We start from the raw sequence: 18,963 nt of genomic DNA, 5'->3' as shown, positions 1-18,963 counted from the left end.
ACCTGCTCCTTTCCCGTCACCGTTGACCGAAAAAGGATAGCCTCTCACCATCGCCTGGGCAGCAGCTAACCCACAAGCGGCGGGCCTTGTGCGACGTGCAAGGATTCCAACGCCCGGCTTTTCGCCGGGTAGCCTCTGAATCGAACGGGGGCTGATAATGGACCAGAATGATTCCAAACAGGACATGGACGCAAAGGGTTCGGTCAACGAACCCAAGCTGTCGCCGAACGCGGGCTTCCTCGAACGGGTATTTGGCATAACCAGCGTTTCCGGGAAGCTAGGCTGTATGTCGCCTTTGCTGATCCCGGTGCTCCTATTGGGATATTGCTCGTACCGGTCGGCAGAATCCAACCGGGCGGCGGCACAGGCGGAAGCGGTTCAACGTGCTGCCGACGAGGCTGCCTATCAAGAGAGCGTTCGCACCGGGAAGGTATGCGAGGACGGTCCGAACGGTCTTAACACATCGTTCCAAATGAACGTCATGCGCGAACTCAAAGACCCTGATAGTTTCGAGCATCTGGGTACCGTCCTGACCCCGGCAAAGAACGGCGAATATGACGCCTTGATGCGGTTCCGGTCGAAGAACTCGTTCGGCGGATATGTCGTGGGTACCGCCATCGGTAAGCTGTATGTCGCCGAACGCGGTATCTGCGAAACACGCCGCGTTCAGGTCGTCGGTTGACGGCGCTGCAAGCTTAGAAATGATCCGATGCAGCCGATATGGCTGTATGCGAATTTGACAAGGTGCCGCCGTGCGATGAAAGGGCGCTGCATTCAGCCGGGGGGCTGAACGCCATTTTTGGGGGTTAAATGAATACGTTGATAAAGACGGCGCTCTGCGCTGCGATTGCGTTCGCCGGTGTTACGTCGGCGCAAGCACAAGAGCGGGCTACCAGCCGGGGCGGTTTTGGCGCCGAACTGACCGGTGCGCGTGCTCAATCCGAATGGGGTGTTGAACTTGGCGTCGGATATGCAGCCAAGCTTGGACCGATCGTGGCGCGTCCGATCGTCGGCATGTTCCTTCACGAAGGCGAAGACAACGGCTACTCGCGCGATACGTTCTCGAATGGGCAGAGCCGTTGCCGCGCCCCGAACGGGCAGTTCGCAAGCGATGAAGAGTGCGTCAACATCGCGATCGACTGGTACGCGAAGGGCGAACTCGTTTACGAAACTGCGACTGGCTTCGAACTCGGTGGCGGTGCGCGCTTCTCGGATGAGAAGGTTCGTCCGTATGCAACCGCTGCCTTCGCCGTATCGCCGCAATTCAAGATCAAGGGCAATGCCGGTGAACGCTACTTCGCGGCTGGTTTGACCTTGGGGTTCTAGCGATCGCTTGGGGGCGACTCCGGTTGCCCCCATTCTCGGGATTGAAGAACCTAGGCGCGTTGGCGCTTCTCAACCCTTTGGATGGCAGCGTGGGTAACGCCATCTTCAGCGGCAAGAACGCCCAAGGAAACACCGTAGGCAGGTCGAGCGTGATTCTGGTGTGCGGGGTTGGTAGGCCTTCTTGGTTGAGTGAAGACCTAGTACGGACCTACGCGACAGAACAGTAACGCTTCACGGTTGCAGGCGACACGTCGAAGTGTGCTGCCGTCGCGGCAATGCTGGCCCGGTTTGCCGTCCGCCATTCTCTTACTGCACGGCTATCTGCTGCGACTGGCCTGCCAAGGCTAGCTTTCCCCCGATGTGTCTTTCCGGTAATAGCGAGGCTGGCTCTCGCAGCAGCGCGACCGGCGCTACACCGTTCTTTGATACGCTCGCGTTCCATATCTGCAATCTGCGCTAGTACGGCGACGACCAACTCACCGACACCTTTCCCAATCGGTCCTAGTCCGACAACATCAACCGTAACGCCCTTCGCAATGAGGCTTCGGATCACCGTCTGAATATCGAGGGCGTCCCGCCCAAGACGGTCAATCGCGTATAGATAGACGGTATCCCCATCGCGGACGTAATTCATAAGTGCCGCGAAGCCCGGACGATCCATTGCCTTCGTCGCGCCGCTGACCCCCTCGTCAACGAACTCGCGATCGAAACTGCCGCCCAATGCTGTCCGTTGCGCCTCAATTGATTGGTCGGCGGTGGATACGCGGAGGTAGCAGATTCGGCTCATAGGACAGCGGCTCGCTCAAAAGATACTCTACTAATTTGAGCCTAGCGCCCAATCTGTCAATGTACCTTTTGCACCCAGCCGAACTTACTGTCTAAGCACGGCTCAAAAGGATGAACTTTTGTACCCCTGCAACGCGCAGCGCTATCTATCCAAACGATGAAGTAAGGACCGTGTCTAATGGCTGGGATCGCCTCATTCGGATCGATCAACATGTTGTTATACAGAACAGTATTGGCTGTACTACCTATGCCCGTATCTGATGGACGAAGTGGAAAAGTCACATGCCTAGAAATAAGAAACGAATCCTTGATAAGGATAAAAAGTTTGAAGGAAATGAAAATCACACGGAAGTGGCAAAACAATTTGGCGATCGCTTAATTGATTTGATGTTATCATTGCAAATAATAAAAGATGCTAATCAAGGAATAAGTGCTGGTCGCCACCACCTCGTTATAGTATTATCAGGGCAACTTAGAGCGCTCTTGTTTGACGATCAGGCGCACTCTGGGCCCCTTCTCTTGGATATTGCGAAGGAACTGCGACAAAATCTCAAAGTGTACGCAATGCTTCCGAGCAAGTTGTTGCCGCTCCACGCGACGCCGGCAATGCACTATATGAACCCAATGATATCTTTCGAGCAGGAACTTCCAAACCAAGTTCAAGTAGATTTTCCCCAACTTTTAGGTCTTCCATATTTTTCGTTTAATGGTTCAAATTTGAACTACAGGAATATTATAGAAAAATACGCGAATAGGGCTGGTGGAGCGCACTATTCAAAAAATCTACCAAAATTCTTCATTGAGCAAATGGTATTCAACGTAGGCGGCATGAACCCAATGCAGCAATCGGTTGCGACGCTGGGTAATGCAGTTCAGAAAGTTGGCTATAAAATTTTGGCGGAGGTGTTCGGGTTTCAAGCAATGCTGCATTTTGCAATGATGGAATTGCCGACCGATGCATTCTGCCTTATTAACGCGAACAGCAGCGAGAATTCCTCCGCATATACCGTTATTATCAGGCAAGATGGTTCAATCTACCTCGATTTCACAAGTATAGATGGGTCGTATATTTCATTTGAAACTATACCATGTGTAAAAGCTAATGAAAATACAGTTCTAATGGTGGATATATTACTTACAGATCAAATAACAACAAAGATATCAGTAATTGTGAATGGAAGTACTTTGATAGATTTCGAGTATGAGGGTCTTTTTGGAGTATCTACGAATCACGTACCTTATGATGTTTCAATAGGAAAGCATATCTCCGAAAACTGTGATACGCTACCTTTCTTCCTAGTGAGACATGTCATTTTCAACGGAACCAAGAAAACGCTTACCGAACAGATTATAACCCAAGAAATGCTTAACTTTAGATCGAACAGCGATCAATATGGCGTAAGTTTTGACAAGGGCGCATTTGCTCGTATGCCGGCTGGTGAAAATGATATAACTATAGACGGCAAAGCGCGCAGGGATCGCTGGCAGAATGTAATGAAAGACGTTTAATATGTCTTTATCAGGGTTTACATACAAATTAGAAACAAAGAATTCGAATGAATAACCTTCAAAAAGTCGCGAACTGCGGTCGATTCTAGTTAACCATCTACCGTTATAGTAAACATTGCGCAGGGATGAGTACATCAGAACCGGACAATAAACTTTCGGCAAAGCCGCCAGTTACACGCCAACTGGAACGACCGGGACCGATCACATTCTTGCGAACGGTTTCACTAAAATCCGGCAATCTCCGCACAGGTCGAGGCGTAGGGAACGTTCCTTGCCCCTATGGGCATACTGTGCGCAGATTGTCAGGTTTTGCTGCTAAACGGCGGTTAGCGGCCTTCTTCTGCCCAGCGTCGATCTATGGCGCGAAGCTTAGCGCTGATAGCTGCGACTGCGCTAGGATCGATCTTGCCACCTTTCCTGCAATGCCGGGGCAAAGGGCGCACGTCGTGCAAGGGGCAGCTTAGCACAGGGCAGTCTGCAACCTTTTCTAATGTAGTTCCGGGAGCGGCTTCGTCGGCACTGCAATCATAACATTTTAGTTTAATTCGATTCTTATAAGACATTTAGTTAAATACTTTCTTGATACTCCGTGTAAGTGGACGGGTAAAATGGTAATAACACAAGACGTGGCCATTTGCCATGTCGAAACGCGCAGAACTAGTAAATTTGCTCGAAGGTATTACCCTAGAATGATCTTCATCTAATAATATAATAGGCGCTGCTGGTGCACCGCAGCCCGGTTCAACGTTTGTGTTGTTTGTTTGCAAATCGCGTAAGTCAGCGTCCTTGTCGCTCGCTTGCAATGTACGCCTTGCCGCTTCGGTATGATCGTGGACCATGTTCGGAAGGCGCGACCGTAACGATGCATCTTTGCCGTTGCGTCCTTTCGTTGAACCGCTGACACACTGGTGACACATCGGACGGTAGATTTGGGTCTGGAAGCAATGTATGAAAGCGGGCACAGGATCGAAAAAGCCATACGATTGCAGTTGTTTGCGGTGTTTGAGAATGGTTGCTGTGGTGTCACGGTGTGTTGACATCGCAGGGGTCGCAAGTTCAATCCTTGCCGCGCCCACCATTTAGAAAGCCCGTCAGGTGAACAACCTGGCGGGCTTTTGTTTATCGACATTGTCATCTTCCGACCGGGACCGGCCACAGGTGTTTCGAGTCGGTTGGCGGTCGTTGATCTGGTCGTGGGTAGTCGCGCTCTTTGCGGAGGGGCGCGATGTTCAACGAACGCAGGATAGTCTTGTGACGGGGCGTCAGCGAAGCGTCGAATGTATACTGCTCGGCAGTAGGCCCGGCAAGTTCGGGACAGGGCTGTCGCCAAACATACTGGACATGGAACTGTGAATCGGTCGACTACCGTCCTATGACGATCGCGAGGGGGCGAGTATGACGATTGTACAGCAATCCAAATTGCAGGCGGGTCCACGGCACTCTTGAATGGACTTCCTTCGCGGCCTCGCCATCCTTCTGGTCATCATTTTTCATTCGGTCACCATTCTCAAGCGCGTGGACCTGCCGCCGCCGCTTTGGTTGAAGGAGATCGCGGACTTTTTCGGTCTGTACCGTATGCCGACATTGATGTTCCTGTCGGGTTTACTTTTGCCGCAATCTTTTGGGAAAGGTCCAAAGCCCTATTTTTCCGGCAAGCTACGTAATGTGTGGTGGCCTTATCTAATCTGGTCGGGGATTGCTGCAATCATACTCCGACGTGACGTCGGTAGCCTGAGCGCAATCCTCTCGCTGTTGAACGCTGGCAGCTATCTCTGGTTCTTATATTTTATCGGCATATTCTACATTGTAGCGTATTTTGTAAAATCGTTCAATTTTGCGCTAATCGGGGCGGCATTGTTCGCAATATCGGTCGTTATTGCGATTGCATTCCCGGATGCGAGGATCGCGATCCGTATGTCATATTTGATGGCGTTTTTCTTCTTTGGCGGTTTTGCCGGGCGCCATTGGGAAAGATTTCTGGCGTTGGTCGACAGCAAGGCTTGCCTGCTGGCTGTGGCCGTTGCGATCGTCGGCGGATTTGCTGCGGCCTATTTCGATCTGAAATCCGGCCCTGCCTTCGGCGTGCTCGCCTCGATTTTCATCATCGCCGCCTGCCATCTTTCGCGCAAGGTAGGGAACCATTTGTGGGCCAATATGCCGAACTTCGTCGGCCGGAACTCACTGAAATTCTATGTAAGTCATTTCCCCGCAATCTATCTTTTCGACAAAATCGCAGTGCGGCTGGGTTTTAGGGAGGTCGATTTGTTGGTTGTGGTAAGCATATGCTTCGCGTTGATTACTGGCATGGTTCTATCGGTTGCGTCGGAGAAGATTTCGTTGGCCAAACTACTCTTTGCAGCGCCGAAAATCTCAACGGCGTCGAGGGCGCGGCCTGCAAGTGCCTGACTGCCGGTTCGTTGCCGGCGCGGAAGTACCATCAGCGGTCCGAGACCAGTTTGATTTTTGATCGTTCCGCGGTGCCGGAACGATCCGGACGAAGGGGGCAGTCGGGGCGTTCGTCTTTGATCGCACCGAATGTCCGAAACCCTCGCTTTTCGCCATGGCTACGGCACGCTAGCATCGATCCGATTCAGGGAAAGGTTTAGGATGCGCGGGTACGGATGGATCGGTCTTGCTGCGGCGCTGGCAGTCGCGGCGCCGGCTTGGGCCCAGCCGCAAGTCGAGGAAGCCTCGATCGACCGGTTGCAGGCGCAAATGCAGTCGCGCACCACCAGCAGCGTCGCGGTGACCCGTGCCTATCTCGCGCGGATCGCGGCGTTGGATCGCACGGGGCCAACGCTGCGCAGCGTCATCGCGGTCAATCCCGATGCGCTGCAACAGGCCGCGGCGCTGGATGACGAGCGGCGCGCCGGGCGGGTGCGGGGGCTTCTGCACGGCGTGCCCATCCTCATCAAGGACAATATCGAGACGGCGGACCGGATCGCGACCACCGCCGGCAGCCTGGCGCTGCGCGACAACGTCACCGGGCGCGATGCGCCGCTGGTGGCGTATCTGCGGCGGGCGGGGGCGGTGATCCTCGGCAAGACCAATTTGTCCGAATGGGCCAATATCCGATCGACTCGATCGATGAGCGGGTGGAGCGCGGTCGGCGGGCTGGTGCGCAATCCCTATGCGCTCGATCGCACCGCCTGCGGGTCGTCATCGGGGTCGGGCGCGGCGATCGCGGCGAGCCTTGCGGCGGCGGCGGTCGGGACCGAGACCGACGGTTCGGTCGTCTGCCCGTCGTCGATCAACGGGCTGGTCGGGTTCAAGCCGACATTAGGCCTTATCAGCCGCAGCCGGGTGGTGCCGATCAGCCATAGCCAGGACACGCCCGGGCCGATGGCGCGGTCGGTACGCGACGCGGCGCTGCTGCTGTCGGCGATGGCCGTGCCCGATCCGACCGATGCCGCGACCGCACGGACGCAGGTTCGCGACTATGCTGCCGCCCTGTCGGCCGACGCGCTGACCGGCCGGCGGATCGGCGTGATCCGGCCCAAGGGCATGACGCCGCCGCTGACGGAGCGGTTCGACGCAGCGCTGGCGGTGCTGCGCGCGGGCGGCGCGATGCTGGTCGACGTGACGCCGCCGAAGCTCGACGGGCTGGGCGAGGCCGAATTGCTGGTGCTCCAGACCGAGTTGAAGGCCGACCTGAACGCCTATCTCGCCACCACCCCGCCGGCGGTGAAGACGCGCACGCTCGATCAGGTCATCGCCTTCAACCGCGCCAACGCCGCGATTGAAATGCCGTTCTTCGAACAGGAAACGTTCGAGGCGGCGGCAAAGACCAAGGGGCTCGACGACCCCGCCTATCGCGCGGCGCGGGCCAAGTCGCTGCGGCTGGCAGGCGCAGAGGGGATCGACGCGATGCTGAAGGCGGCAAAGGTCGATCTGCTGGTCGAGCCGACCTATGGCGCGGCGTGGCTCAGCGATCCGGTCCATGGCGACCAATATGGCGGGCCGTCGGCGTCGGAGCTGCCGGCGGTCGCGGGCTATCCGCATCTGACCGTGCCGATGGGGCTGGCGCAGGGGCTGCCGGTCGGGCTGTCGTTCATCGGCACGGCGGGCGCGGACCAGCAGGTGCTGAACGCCGGCTATGCCTATGAACAGCGCGCCAGGGCACGGGTCGCGCCGCGCTATCCGGAGCGGGCGGAGGTCGGGCCGGGGCTGGACGGGGTCCGGTAGGGCCCCGCCAAGGGGTGAACCTATCCCAGCGTCTTCAGCAATTCCTCCCACCACACCACGCCCGGATCGATCGTCGCCACCGGCACGCGTTCGTTCAGCCCGTGGGCGAAGATTTCGCCCGGCTTCATGAACAGGCCGCCCACGCCGAAGCTCGGTATCCCCTTCGCCCGGAAATGCATCGAATCGGTCGCGCCCGCTTCCTGCATCGGCAGGACCGGCGTGCCCGGCGCGCGTTTGGCGACCACCGCCTTCACCGCGCCGACCACCTTCGGGTCGAGCGGGGAGGCGCCAGCCTCGATCGTGCCATTGTCGCGGAACGTCACCTGCACGGTCGGATCGGCGACCAGTTCGACCAGCTTCTTCTCGATTTCCGCGCGGGGCGTGCCGGGGAAGATGCGGCAGTTGATGTTCGCCATCGCGCGCTGCGGCAGGGCGTTGGGCGCATGGCCGCCGTTGAACATAGTGGGCACGCAGGTCGTGCGCACCTGCCCGACATAGCGTTTGTCGGCGGACAGGATGTCGGCGGCGGCGGTGTCGGCGGGGTTGGCGGCGAACGCCTTCATCGCCGCGCCCAGTTCGCCCGGCGTCGCGGCGGCGGTGCCGGCCAGCGATGCCTTGGTGATCTCGTTCTGCTGCGGCGGGAAGCGGTAATTGGCGATCCGCACCACGGCATTCGCCAGCACCGCGATCGCGTTGCGCGGCCCCGGTCGGCTCGAATGGCCGCCGGGATCGGTGACGGTCAGGTGCCAGTCGCCATAGACCTTCTCCGCCGCTTGCAGGCCGTACGCGATCGGCTTGCCATCTTCGCCCAGCGCCCCGCCACCGGCATCGGCGTTGAGCACGAGGCCGGCATTGGCGAAGGCGTCGGCCGCCGCCTGCGTCGTCTTCATCTCGGTCTCTTCGTCACCGGTCAGCACCAGCACGAGGTCGCGCTTTGGCACCCATTTCTCGCGCTTCAGCTTCATCAGCGTCGCGACGACCAGCGACACATTCGCCTTGTTGTCGAGACTGCCGCGCCCGAAGACATAGCCGTCCTCGACCACCGGGGTGAACGGATCGCGGGTCCAGTCCTTCGCGTCCGCCGCGACCACGTCCATATGGCCCAGCACCACCGTCGGCTTCGCCTTGCGGTCGCGCCCGGCGATACGCGCGGTCAAATAGCCGGTTTCGCCGATCGGCACGAAGGTCACGTCGCCATCGGCAAAGCCCGCCGACACCAGTTGCTGCTTCAGATAGGCGGCATAGGCCGGCACCTGCCCTTCGCCCTGCACCGTCTTGAACGCGATGCCGCGCGTGAGCAGCCCCAGCGCCTCCTTACCCGCAGGCGAGGTCGGTGCATCCTGCGCCAATGCGGCGGCGGGGAGCAGGGCGGACGCGGCAAGGACAACGAACAGGTGGCGCATGGACTTCTCCGACAGGAACGTCGCCAGTCTGCGCCGGGGAAGGGGCGGTGTGCAAGACCGCCCCGCCGCCATCACGCCGGCAGTGCGGCGATCGCCTTCGCATGGTCGGACACCAGCCGGATCGTGCTGTCGCCGGTGAAGATGCCGTACCAGCCCTGCGGTTCGTGCGGCGGGTCGCCCATATATTGGCGGTCGCCGTCCTGGAACCGATAGTCGGGATGGACGGCGCGCGCCTCGCCATTCCATGCCCAGAAATTGGTGCCCGCGATCGGCCCGCCGTCCCGCATGTCCTTGATCGCGGCCGAATAGATGCGACCGTAGAAGCGGTCCTTATAGGTCGTCGCCACCGCCGGATCGTTGCTGCCGCCGTCGCGCGGATAGCCGAATTCCTCGATCACCATCGGCTTGTCCAGCTGCCGGGCGAGCGCGACATGGTCGGCGATATACTGGTCGGTCAGCGTCTCGCCGCGCGCGGCGGTGCTGGCAAGATCGGTCTGCTTCACCCAGTCCCAGTTGTTGGGCCAGATATGGACGGTCAGATAATCGATTTCGGGAATAGCATGTTCGGCCAGCACGATCTCCGCGCTTTCCAGGCAGCCCTTCAACCCTTCGCTGCCGGTCGACACCAGATGGTTGCGATCGATCGACTTGATGAGCTGCGCGCTGTCGCGGACCCAGGCGTAGAATTGCGACAGGTTCGCATGCGCCTTGTCACCTGACGGACGCGGCTCGTTCGACAGCTGCCACGCCATGATCGTCGGGTCGTCGGCATAGGGCTTGCCCGTCACGCTGTTGGTGCGGCCGACGACGGTGCGGATCCAGTCGCGATACAGGTCCATCGCCGCGCGATTGCCATAGAATTGCGCGTTGAAGTTCGCGAATGCCGGCCACGGATGCGCCGGATCGTTCATATCCAGATACTTGCCGCCATTGACGTAGGACAGATACGTCATCATGCCGCCCGACCATTCCCAGAAATTGGTCAGGTACAGCACCGCGCGAATGCCGCGCCTGCCCATCTCCGCCAGCGCGTAATCAAGACCCGCCAGCAGCGTCTGATTGTACTCCTTGCCCGGTCCGCGGAACCCCGGCTTGATCGAGTTCTTCAGCGGCCCTTCCTCGCTCGACGCCAGCACGCGCAGGTTGGTCACCCCCATCGCCGCCAGCGCATCGAGCTCGCGCTCGAGCCGCGCGCGATCGCCATAGAGCGCATCGGCGCCCAGATAGGCGGCATACCACATATTGCCGCCGACGAAGCGATAGGGCCGGTCCTCCAGCGTCAGCCGCATGCCGTTGCGCCGGACGAAGCCGGTCGCGCGCGCGCCAATCGGCCGCGACAGGGGCGGGGCCATGGTACAGCCGGCGAGCAATGCGCCCGATCCGATGAATCCGCGCCGTGCGATCGTCGTCATGTCTTTCCCTCATCCCCGGCGCCGGTCGTGCCGCGCGCCTCTTGTCGATCCTTGTCAGACTGCGGGGCCGGTACGGCGCTGTCAATAAATGAATATCGTTTTTGTTTATTCGGGAGGGAATGGCCGTTTCGTCATGCTTGTTGCGCAAGACCGCCGCGAGCGCCCGCCCTTCCGTGTCCCCGCGCAGGCGGGGACCCAGGGCGACATGCGCAAGCCGTTGTTTTGCTCGGCTCTGGACCCCCGCCTGCGCGGGGGTACGGCAGGGTGCGGGGACGGGTAGCGGACTTTCGCGAAGGTCCGGCCTTCACCGGAACAACGCAGCAAGCGGCAACCTCCCCAAACAAAAAGGGCCGCGACACCGGTCGCGGCCCTTGAGGTGCTTTCCCGAAGGAAGGAAAACCGGATCAGAGCGTCAGGCGGGCCGAGATCTGAAACTGACGATCGCTCTTGAAGTACGAACGCGGCGCTTCCTGCCCTTCGTCGTTCAGCACGAACGTCGTCCGCGTCGTCGCGTCGAACAGGTTCTGGACCTGCACGCCGATCTTGAACTGCGGGTTGACGGTGTAGAACAGCGATGCGTCCGCCTGACCCGTCGCCTGGGCATATACCGGCAGGAACGGGAAGCAGCAGTCGCGGTTGGTCAGCAGGTACTTCGACCGCCAGCTATACGCGATACGCGCATAGACCCCGACCAGATCGTAAAAGGCCGAGACGTTGAAATTGTACTTCGACAACTGCGCGAGCGGCAGGCCGTCATACAGACCGGCGACGTCGAGCGGCGGACGATTGCCGTCCTCGGGCCGGTTGTCCGGCACCGCGTTCGGGACCTTGCCCGGCTCGATATAGGTGAAGGTCGCCTGCGTCCCCAGCCCGCGCAGCGCGCCCGGCAGGAAGTCGTAGGTCTGCTGGTACGACAGTTCGGCGCCCTTGATATTGGCGTTGCCGGGCACGTTGACCGGGCCGTTGATCGTCGCGGCAAAGGTCTGGCCGTTGTTGGTGAAGCTGCGGCTATACCCGAAATTGTCGAGGATGATGTTCGACAACTGCTTGTAGAAGACCGCGGCGGTCAGCGATCCGACCTTGGCGAAATACCATTCGGCGGTCAGGTCGACCTGCTTCGCGTCGATCGGCCGCAGGAACGGGTTCCGCGAATTGGCGCTGAAGCCGTAGATGCTGGTCGTGTTCGACGACGACGGGGCGAGGCCGACGAAGTTGCGCAGATCGGTGAAGCCCGGGCGCGAAATCGCCTTCGACGCCGCCAGACGGAACAGCAGCTGGTTGTTCGGCTGGAACTTGATGTTCAGGCTCGGCAGCCACTTGTCGAACTTCTGGGCGGCGACGTCGGTCGTCGACCCGTTGTTCGAAAAGGCGACGATCGCCGCCTGCTGGGCCGCGGTCAGCGTACAGATCGGGCGGATCGTGTTGTTCGGGTTGGCCGAGGCGCAATAGGCCGCGACGTTCGCCGAACTGCCGATCGTGTTGGCGATGTTCGGGAACGCGACGCCGCCGAACGACTGGTCCTCGGTATGGACGAAGCGCAGGCCGATATTACCCGACAGATTGGCTTCGCCGCCGCCGATGTTGTCGACGCCGAAGTCGAGCCGCGCATAGCCCGAATAGGTCTTTTCGGTGATGCGATAGACTTCGTTCGGACGGAAATAGCCGTCGACCAGCGGGGCCGCGGCGGTACCGCGATCCTCCAGCGGGGTGTAGCCGCCGCCGCCCTGCTTGGTGGCCGCCCGCAGCAGCGCGGTCAGGGCGTCATGGTCGGTCAGGATGCCGTCTTGGATGCCCCATGCCGTCGGCGGCTGCACCGCCTCGCCACGATAGAAGTCGGCGAAGTTCACCGGCGTCATGCTGTCGCGATACTTGTCGACGGTCGCCAGCGCCGAGGTCCAGGTGTCCGACACCGCGCCCCAGTTATTGTAGTCGTTGGCCTTCACCGTCTGGTCGCGGGTCGAATAGCGACCGCCGACGCGGACCTTGCGCAGGAACGAATCGTCCGACACGTCATATTGCGCGTCGGCGCGGAACGCCCATTCGTCGCCATCCGAATGCGTGCGGTTGTTCATCGCGTCGCGGATATAGGTGTTGGTCTGGCTGGCGAAATAATCGCGCACCGACTGGCCGTTCCCCGGGATCAGGTTGATCTGCGGCACGTCGCCGCGCCCGTCGATCGACACGCCGTTGAAGTTGGCCAGTTCGACCACGTCGTCGGAATCGCGCGCCTTCGAATAGACATACTGTCCGTCGAAATTCAGGTGCAGGCGATCGGTCGGGTCGAACTTGACGTTCAGCGACTGGTCCTGGGTGAAGCCGTCGGTCTAGAAATAGCGGTTGCCGAGCGTGGTGTACTGCCCGCCGCCCTGACGGATCAGCGTGCCGCTGGTGAACAGGCCGTCATCGTCATAGGTCGGCTGGGTGCCGGCCTGCGGGAAGATGGCGTTCGCATCGGCGTAATAGACGTTGGGTTCGACGGTGCGGTCGAGCCAGGTCTGCGCCGATTCCGCGCGGAGGAACTGCGCGGTGACCAGCAGGTTGCGTGCCGCATTCTCATACTGCGCCGCCGCCGAATAGCCGACGCGCTTGCGGTCGAATTCCTGCATGCGCATGCCCGCGCCCAGCGGCACATAGACCAGCTCGCGCCCCGAGGGGACCGGATAGCGGTCGAACAGCGTCGACTGGTACGGCGTGCCCGCGTTCAGGATGCGGCCCTCGCCCGCGTCCTGTACGCCGTTGCCGTTCTTGTCGTCGTTGTAGCGCGGCAGGAACGCCGAATAGAATACCGAGTCCGACCGGCTGCGCTGGCGGTTGTAGCTGGCGCTGGCCATAATGCCGAACCGGCCGCCGCTCGGGATGTCCCATTGCTTGGAGAACAGGCCGACGAACGCCGGCTCGCTGCGACCGTTATAGTCGCCATAGTTCACGCTGGCCGACAGATAGACCAGTGTTTCCTTGGTATCGAACGGCTTGCGGGTATTGATGTTGACCGAACCCGAAATGCCGCCTTCGATCATGTCGGCGGTCAGGTTCTTGTAGACTTCGACCGATCCGACCAGTTCGGTCGGCACGTCGTTGAAGCCGATCTCGCGACCGCCGCTGACGCCGAAGCTGTCGCGGCCGTTGAATTCGCCACGGACGTACGACAGGCCGCGGATGGTGACGCCCGATCCCTCGACCGAGAAGTGCGCGGTGTCGGTGGCGGCGGCGAAGCGAGTGATCGCGACGCCCGGCACGCGCTGCAGCGCTTCGTTGACCGACCGGTCGGGCAGCGCGCCGATATCCTCGGCGGTGATCGCGTCGACAACGGTGTCAGCGTTGCGCTTAATGCTTTGCGCATTGGCGAGCGACTGGCGAAGACCGGTGACAACGATGTCATCGCCGCCCGCATCATCGGCTGCCGGGGTCTGGGTATCGGCTACCGTAACGTTCGACTGGTCGGGGGCGACTTGGTTGTCGATCGACATGCTGCCCGACACCGGGCGCTTGCCCGCGCTGGCACCGGCGGGCACCGAATTGTCGGTTTGCGGCGCGTCGGTCTGCGGCTTGGACTGGTCGTCGCGCGATGCCGGTGCGACCGTCGTCTGCGCCATCGCGCCCGTCGCTGCCAGTTGCACCGCGACCGTTAGCGCCAGCAGCGACGCCGTCGTGCCCAGCCGCTTGCGCGTATTCAAACCATCCATGGCGAATTGCTTCCCCATCACGCTTCCTCTCCCCGAATGTCCCGTCCGCGGGACTCGACCTTATACGTTCGACAATCGTGAACGATTGCTCTCGCTAGTTGCCGGATTTCAGCAACACAATAGAAATATTGCAAGTTGCTTTAATTAAGGACAATCCGCAAGCCACTGTGGCACGACGGCGACAGTTGCGAAGGCAGGACAGCATGGATTCGGGCGAAGGAGGCAAGGTTCGGGTGGTGATCGTCGGCGGTGGTACCGCCGGCTGGATGACCGCCGCCGGCCTTGCGGGACTGTTGCCCGCCGCGTGCCAGGTGACGCTGATCGAATCCGAAGCGATCGGCATCGTCGGCGTGGGTGAGGCGACCCTGCCGCATCTGCGCCTGTATCTCGAACGGCTCGGCATCGACGAAGCCGAATTCATGGCCGCGACCGAGGCGACCTACAAGCTCGGCATCGAGTTTCGCGACTTCGCCCGGATCGGCGACCGCTACATCCATCCGTTCGGCACCTATGGTCGCCCGCTGTCCGGGGTCGCCTTCCACCATTACTGGCTCCGCCGTGCGCGAGCCAGGGCGGTGCCGCCGATCGGCGCCTTCTCCGCCGGGGTGGTCGCCGCCGAACGCCGCCGTTTCGAACGGCCGGGCAGCGATCCCACCGACCCGACGACCTCGTTCGGCTATGCCTATCAGTTCGACGCGACCCGCTTCGCCCCGTTCCTGCGCGACTGGTCGGAAGCACGCGGCGTGCAGCGGATCGAAGGGCGCATCGTCGCCACCGACCGGCAGGGCAATACGGTCACCGCCGTCACCCTCGACGATGGCCGCCGGATCGAGGGCGACCTGTTCGTCGACTGTTCGGGCTTCCGCTCGCTGCTGCTGGGCGATGCGCTAGCAGAACCATGGGAGGACTGGTCGCACTGGCTGCCCTGCGACCGCGCGGTGGCGGTGCCGTGCAACAGCCCGACGGAGACGATCGAGCCGTTCACCCGCGCCACCGCCATGCCCGCCGGCTGGCGCTGGCGCATTCCGCTGCGCCACCGGGTCGGCAACGGCTATGTCTATGCCAGCGGCCATGTGTCCGACGACGAAGCCGCCGCCACGCTGCTCGCCAATCTCGACGGCGAACCCCTTGCCGACCCGCGCATGTTGCGGTTCAGGGCAGGGCGCAGGCGGCGGAGCTGGGCGGGCAATGTCGTCGCGGTCGGCCTCGCCTCCGGGTTCCTCGAACCCCTCGAGTCGACCAGCATCTATCTGGTGCAGGCGGCGATCACGTCGCTGATCGAGCATTTCCCCGACGGCCGCGTCGCTGATGCCGATCGCGACGGCTTCAACGCCGCGATCGATGCCGAATATGACCGCATCCGCGACTTCCTGATCCTGCATTACCACGCCACCGAGCGCGACGATTCCACTTTCTGGAACCATGTCCGCACGATGACCGTCCCCGACACCCTCGCCGACAAGCTCGCTTTGTGGCGCTCCAGTGCCCAAGTCGCGAAATACGGCCACGGCCTGTTCCTTGAACCCAGCTGGGTCGCGGTCTATCTCGGCCAGCGCGTGCTGCCGACCGGCTGGGATCCGCGCGCCGACCGCCCCGACGCCGCCGGCCTCGACCGCGCGCTGGGATCGCTGGCGCAGGCGATCGCCGACCGGGTCGCGGCGATGCCAAGCCACGACCGGGCACTCGGCCGGTGACCGGCAACACCCGCGAAGCGCTGCGCTCGGTCGCGGTCGTCGGCGGCGGCCCGGTCGCGCTGCTCGCCGCCATCGCGCTGGCGCAGGCGCTGCCCGACGCCAGCGTCACCCTGACCCCGGCATCGGTCGCGCCCGATGCGCTCGCCGATCGCTTCCCCCTCGCGCTCCCCGCTACCCATGACCTGCTCGCCACGCTCGGCCTCGCTCCGGACCGGCTGCTCGCCAAGGGCGTCGCCCGAGCCCGCCTCGCCACCCGCTTCGACGACTGGAGCCGCGACGGACGTCCCTGGCTGATCGGCGACGACAGCGCCGCGACCCTGCCCGAAGGCCGCCTCCACGCGCTGTGGCTCCGCGCCCGCAGCCCGCATCGTTTCCACGACCTGATCCCCGCCTGCGTCGCCGCCGGCGCCGGCATCGCCGACCCGCGTGTCGAACCCGCGCTCCACATCGACCCCGCCCGCCTGACCCAGGCACTGGCGGCGATCGCCGGTCAGGCCGGCATCCGCCTGACCGCCCCCTTTGCCGGTTTTGCCGCCGACACGCTGCATTGTCAGGACGGCACGCACCTGACGGCCGACCTGTTGATCGATGCCAGCGGCCCGCCGCGCCTGCTTCGCCAGGACACCGCGTTCGAAGACTGGCGCGAAGCGCTACCGGCCACCCGCCTGACCCTGTCGCCAGCCACCGCCGATCCCGGCCCGCTCGACCGCTACCGCGCCACCCCGACCGGCTGGAGCGCGCATTGGCCCGGCGTCACCGCACAGGCGCAGGCGGGCGGAGAGGGCATCGCCATCGCCCCCGGCCGCCTGACCGCGCCCTTTGCCGGCCGCATCCTCGCCATTGGCGACGCCGCGGCCCAGCCCGGCCCGCTCGGCCTGCTCGGCTTCACCCTCGCGCTCACCCAGATCGCGCTGATCCGCGAACTGCTGCCCGCGCGCACCCCCGAGCCGCTGCTGATCGCTGAGGTGAACCGCCGCGCCAACGAACGCGCCGACCGGCTGCGCGACTTCCTCGCCGCGCACTATCACGCCGGCGGGCGCACCACCGGCCCCTTCTGGCACGGCATACGCCACGCCGTCCGCCCGCCCTCGCTCGAAACCCTGCTCGCCCAGTTCGCCCGGCGCGGCCATGTCGTCACGGCCGACGAGGAAACGGTCCCCCGCGACGCATGGCTTGCGCTGCTGCTGGGTCAGGGCATACGCCCCGAACGTCCCGATCCGGTCGCGCAGTCGCTTTCGCCCGCCGAAGCCGCCCGCGCGATCGACACGCTTGCCAAGCGCCTCGCCGCGCTGGAGTTTCCATCATGACCGATCCCATCGCCCATGTCGTCATCATCGGCGGCGGCACCGCCGGCTGGATGACCGCCGCCGCCTGTGGCCGTTATCTCGACGATGGCCGGCGCCGCATCACCCTGGTCGAATCCGACGCAATCGGCACGGTCGGCGTGGGTGAGGCGACGATCCCGTCGATCCTGAACTTCAACAAGCTGCTCGGCATCGACGAAGCCGAATTCCTGCGTGAAACCCGCGGCAGCTTCAAACTCGGCATCGAATTCGCCGGATGGCACAGCGCCGATAGCGGTTATTTCCACCCCTTCGGCAATTTCGGCCGCGATATCGAAGGGGTCAATTTCCACCAGCTCTGGGCCAAGCTGAAGCGACAGGAGGGGATCGGCCCGATCGGCGACTATTCGCCGACCACGGTCGCGGCGCGCGCCAATGCCTTCGGCCCGCCGCACCCCGATCCGCGCTCGCCGCTGTCGGGCATGGCCTATGCCTATCATATCGATGCCACGCTCTACGCCCGCTTCCTGCGCCGCCGGGCGGAGGCGGACGGCGTCGCCCGGATCGAGGGGCGCATCGTCGCCGTCGACCATCACGACAACGGCCATGTCGCCGCCGTCCGGTTGGACGATGGCCGCTTGGTCGAAGGCGACCTGTTCATCGACTGCTCCGGGTTCCGCAGCCTGTTGCTGGGCGAAGCGATGGGCGTGGGGTTCGAGGACTGGTCGCACTGGCTGCCCTGCGACCGCGCCATCGCCGTCCCCACCGAACGCGCCGAACCGGTCCTGCCCTATACCCGCGCCACCGCGCATCCCGCCGGCTGGCAATGGCGCATTCCGCTCCAGCATCGCACCGGCAACGGCGTGGTCTATGCCAGCCGCTATCTGGACGACGATGCGGCGGAAGCGCTGCTGCTAAGCCGCCTCGACGCCGCGCCCACCGCCGCGCCCCGCCGCCTGTCGTTCACCGCCGGGCGGCGCGATGCGATGTGGGCGGGCAATGTCGTCGCGATCGGCCTATCGGGCGGCTTCCTCGAACCGCTCGAATCGACTAGCATCCACCTGATCCAGCAGGGGATATCCAAGCTGTTCGCGCTGTTCCCCGATCGCGGCTTCTCCCCCGTCGAGCGCGACGAATATAACCGGCAGATGGCCGACAATTACCGGTCGATCCGCGACTTCATCATCCTTCACTATCACGCCACCGCGCGCGACGATTCCCCCTTCTGGAACCATGTCCGCACCATGGACGTGCCCGACAGCCTGACGCGCAAGATCGACCTGTTCCGGCAAAAGGGCCGCATCTTCCGCTACGAGGACGAACTGTTCGCCATGCCCAGCTGGGTCGCGGTGCTGCTGGGGCAGGGGGTCGAACCGGTCGGCTATGACCCGATCGCCGACGCGCTCGACGAGGAACGCCTGCTGCCCGCCATCCGCCAGATGCGCAGCGCGACGGCAGCGGCGGTCGCGACGCTGCCGCAACATGGCGCGGTGCTCGCGCGGATGGCCTAAAATCCGCCCGAACCCTGCACTGTTACGTCGCCCCAGCGAAGGCTGGGGCATCAACCGGCTCCTGCCATAACCTCGGTCTTCCATGCGACCCGTGCCCCCGCGCAGGCGGGGGCCCAGAGCCAAGCAAAACAACGGTCTTTGTAAGAAACCCTGAACCCCTGCCTATACCGG

At 62.3% G+C, this 18,963-nt stretch carries 13 protein-coding genes; 8 read left to right on the top strand and 5 right to left on the bottom strand.

The window, feature by feature from the left end:
- The first annotated feature begins 157 nt into the window (after positions 1-157).
- Positions 158-682 (top strand): hypothetical protein, encoded by a 525-nt coding sequence (locus tag ACTHQV_RS17835; RefSeq protein ID WP_440492085.1) that lies wholly within the window; start codon positions 158-160, stop codon positions 680-682.
- A 128-nt stretch (positions 683-810) separates the two neighbouring features.
- On the top strand, positions 811-1,326 hold the full coding sequence (locus tag ACTHQV_RS17830; protein WP_440492084.1) for a hypothetical protein: 516 nt from the start codon (positions 811-813) through the stop codon (positions 1,324-1,326).
- Between the two features lie 208 nt (positions 1,327-1,534).
- Here the strand turns inward: ACTHQV_RS17830 and ACTHQV_RS17825 are convergent, their stop codons facing one another.
- Complete coding sequence (locus ACTHQV_RS17825) at positions 1,535-2,113, bottom strand: recombinase family protein (protein WP_440492083.1); 579 nt, start codon at positions 2,111-2,113, stop codon at positions 1,535-1,537.
- A gap of 281 nt (positions 2,114-2,394) precedes the next feature.
- On the opposite strand from ACTHQV_RS17825, the gene ACTHQV_RS17820 reads away from it, so the two are divergent.
- The 3 genes from ACTHQV_RS17820 (at position 2,395) to ACTHQV_RS17810 (ending at position 7,806) form a co-directional block, all read left to right on the top strand.
- Positions 2,395-3,621 carry a hypothetical protein gene (locus tag ACTHQV_RS17820; RefSeq protein WP_440492082.1) on the top strand — a complete coding sequence of 409 codons (1,227 nt, stop codon included), beginning with the start codon at positions 2,395-2,397 and terminating at the stop codon, positions 3,619-3,621.
- Between the two features lie 1,446 nt (positions 3,622-5,067).
- Entirely contained in the window at positions 5,068-6,027 is a 960-nt protein-coding gene (locus ACTHQV_RS17815) for an acyltransferase family protein (protein WP_440492081.1), read from the top strand.
- A gap of 201 nt (positions 6,028-6,228) precedes the next feature.
- Positions 6,229-7,806 (top strand): amidase, encoded by a 1,578-nt coding sequence (locus ACTHQV_RS17810; RefSeq protein WP_440492080.1) that lies wholly within the window; start codon positions 6,229-6,231, stop codon positions 7,804-7,806.
- Positions 7,807-7,826: 20 nt separating this feature from the next.
- Here the strand turns inward: ACTHQV_RS17810 and ACTHQV_RS17805 are convergent, their stop codons facing one another.
- The 4 genes from ACTHQV_RS17805 to ACTHQV_RS17790 form a co-directional block, all read right to left on the bottom strand.
- Positions 7,827-9,209: a M20/M25/M40 family metallo-hydrolase gene (locus tag ACTHQV_RS17805; RefSeq protein ID WP_440492079.1), complete on the bottom strand. Its 1,383-nt coding sequence runs from the start codon at positions 9,207-9,209 to the stop codon at positions 7,827-7,829.
- A gap of 71 nt (positions 9,210-9,280) precedes the next feature.
- Positions 9,281-10,621: a glycoside hydrolase 5 family protein gene (locus tag ACTHQV_RS17800; protein WP_440492078.1), complete on the bottom strand. Its 1,341-nt coding sequence runs from the start codon at positions 10,619-10,621 to the stop codon at positions 9,281-9,283.
- 404 nt (positions 10,622-11,025) lie between these two features.
- A complete protein-coding gene (locus ACTHQV_RS17795) occupies positions 11,026-12,918 on the bottom strand; it encodes a TonB-dependent receptor (protein ID WP_440492088.1) in 1,893 nt (630 codons plus the stop codon).
- Positions 12,919-12,945: 27 nt separating this feature from the next.
- The gene (locus ACTHQV_RS17790; protein ID WP_440492077.1) at positions 12,946-14,322 is read right to left on the bottom strand and encodes a TonB-dependent receptor plug domain-containing protein; all 1,377 of its coding nucleotides are present in this window, start codon (positions 14,320-14,322) and stop codon (positions 12,946-12,948) included.
- 185 nt (positions 14,323-14,507) lie between these two features.
- Between ACTHQV_RS17790 and ACTHQV_RS17785 the strand changes: the two genes are divergently transcribed.
- Genes ACTHQV_RS17785 through ACTHQV_RS17775 form a run of 3 tightly spaced genes read left to right on the top strand, consistent with a single transcriptional unit; the run spans position 14,508 to position 18,792 of the window.
- Positions 14,508-15,998 (top strand): tryptophan halogenase family protein, encoded by a 1,491-nt coding sequence (locus tag ACTHQV_RS17785; protein WP_440492076.1) that lies wholly within the window; start codon positions 14,508-14,510, stop codon positions 15,996-15,998.
- On the top strand, positions 15,995-17,305 hold the full coding sequence (locus tag ACTHQV_RS17780) for a tryptophan 7-halogenase (RefSeq protein WP_440492075.1): 1,311 nt from the start codon (positions 15,995-15,997) through the stop codon (positions 17,303-17,305). Before ACTHQV_RS17785 ends, ACTHQV_RS17780 begins: the two co-directional genes overlap by 4 nt.
- Positions 17,302-18,792, top strand: coding sequence for a tryptophan halogenase family protein (locus tag ACTHQV_RS17775; protein WP_440492074.1), 1,491 nt, complete (start codon positions 17,302-17,304; stop codon positions 18,790-18,792). The genes ACTHQV_RS17780 and ACTHQV_RS17775 overlap by 4 nt, the downstream gene beginning before the upstream one ends.
- The last annotated feature ends 171 nt before the right edge of the window (positions 18,793-18,963 follow it).

This window comes from Sphingomonas sp. SAFR-052, assembly GCF_051965015.1.
GTDB lineage: Bacteria > Pseudomonadota > Alphaproteobacteria > Sphingomonadales > Sphingomonadaceae > Sphingomonas.
The sequence above is the reverse complement of the archived record's forward strand: the minus strand, read 5'-3'. Positions and strand labels throughout refer to the sequence as shown.

Bases quoted from the DNA above. Each gene is read 5' to 3' on its own strand.
- ACTHQV_RS17805 (WP_440492079.1), bottom strand. From the start codon at position 9,209: ATGCGCCACCTGTTCGTTGTCCTTGCCGCGTCCGCCCTGCTCCCCGCC.
- ACTHQV_RS17785 (WP_440492076.1), top strand. From the start codon at position 14,508: ATGGATTCGGGCGAAGGAGGCAAGGTTCGGGTGGTGATCGTCGGCGGT.
- ACTHQV_RS17810 (WP_440492080.1), top strand. From the start codon at position 6,229: ATGCGCGGGTACGGATGGATCGGTCTTGCTGCGGCGCTGGCAGTCGCG.
- ACTHQV_RS17815 (WP_440492081.1), top strand. From the start codon at position 5,068: ATGGACTTCCTTCGCGGCCTCGCCATCCTTCTGGTCATCATTTTTCAT.
- ACTHQV_RS17820 (WP_440492082.1), top strand. From the start codon at position 2,395: ATGCCTAGAAATAAGAAACGAATCCTTGATAAGGATAAAAAGTTTGAA.
- ACTHQV_RS17790 (WP_440492077.1), bottom strand. From the start codon at position 14,322: ATGGGGAAGCAATTCGCCATGGATGGTTTGAATACGCGCAAGCGGCTG.
- ACTHQV_RS17800 (WP_440492078.1), bottom strand. From the start codon at position 10,621: ATGACGACGATCGCACGGCGCGGATTCATCGGATCGGGCGCATTGCTC.
- ACTHQV_RS17775 (WP_440492074.1), top strand. From the start codon at position 17,302: ATGACCGATCCCATCGCCCATGTCGTCATCATCGGCGGCGGCACCGCC.
- ACTHQV_RS17835 (WP_440492085.1), top strand. From the start codon at position 158: ATGGACCAGAATGATTCCAAACAGGACATGGACGCAAAGGGTTCGGTC.
- ACTHQV_RS17825 (WP_440492083.1), bottom strand. From the start codon at position 2,113: ATGAGCCGAATCTGCTACCTCCGCGTATCCACCGCCGACCAATCAATT.
- ACTHQV_RS17830 (WP_440492084.1), top strand. From the start codon at position 811: ATGAATACGTTGATAAAGACGGCGCTCTGCGCTGCGATTGCGTTCGCC.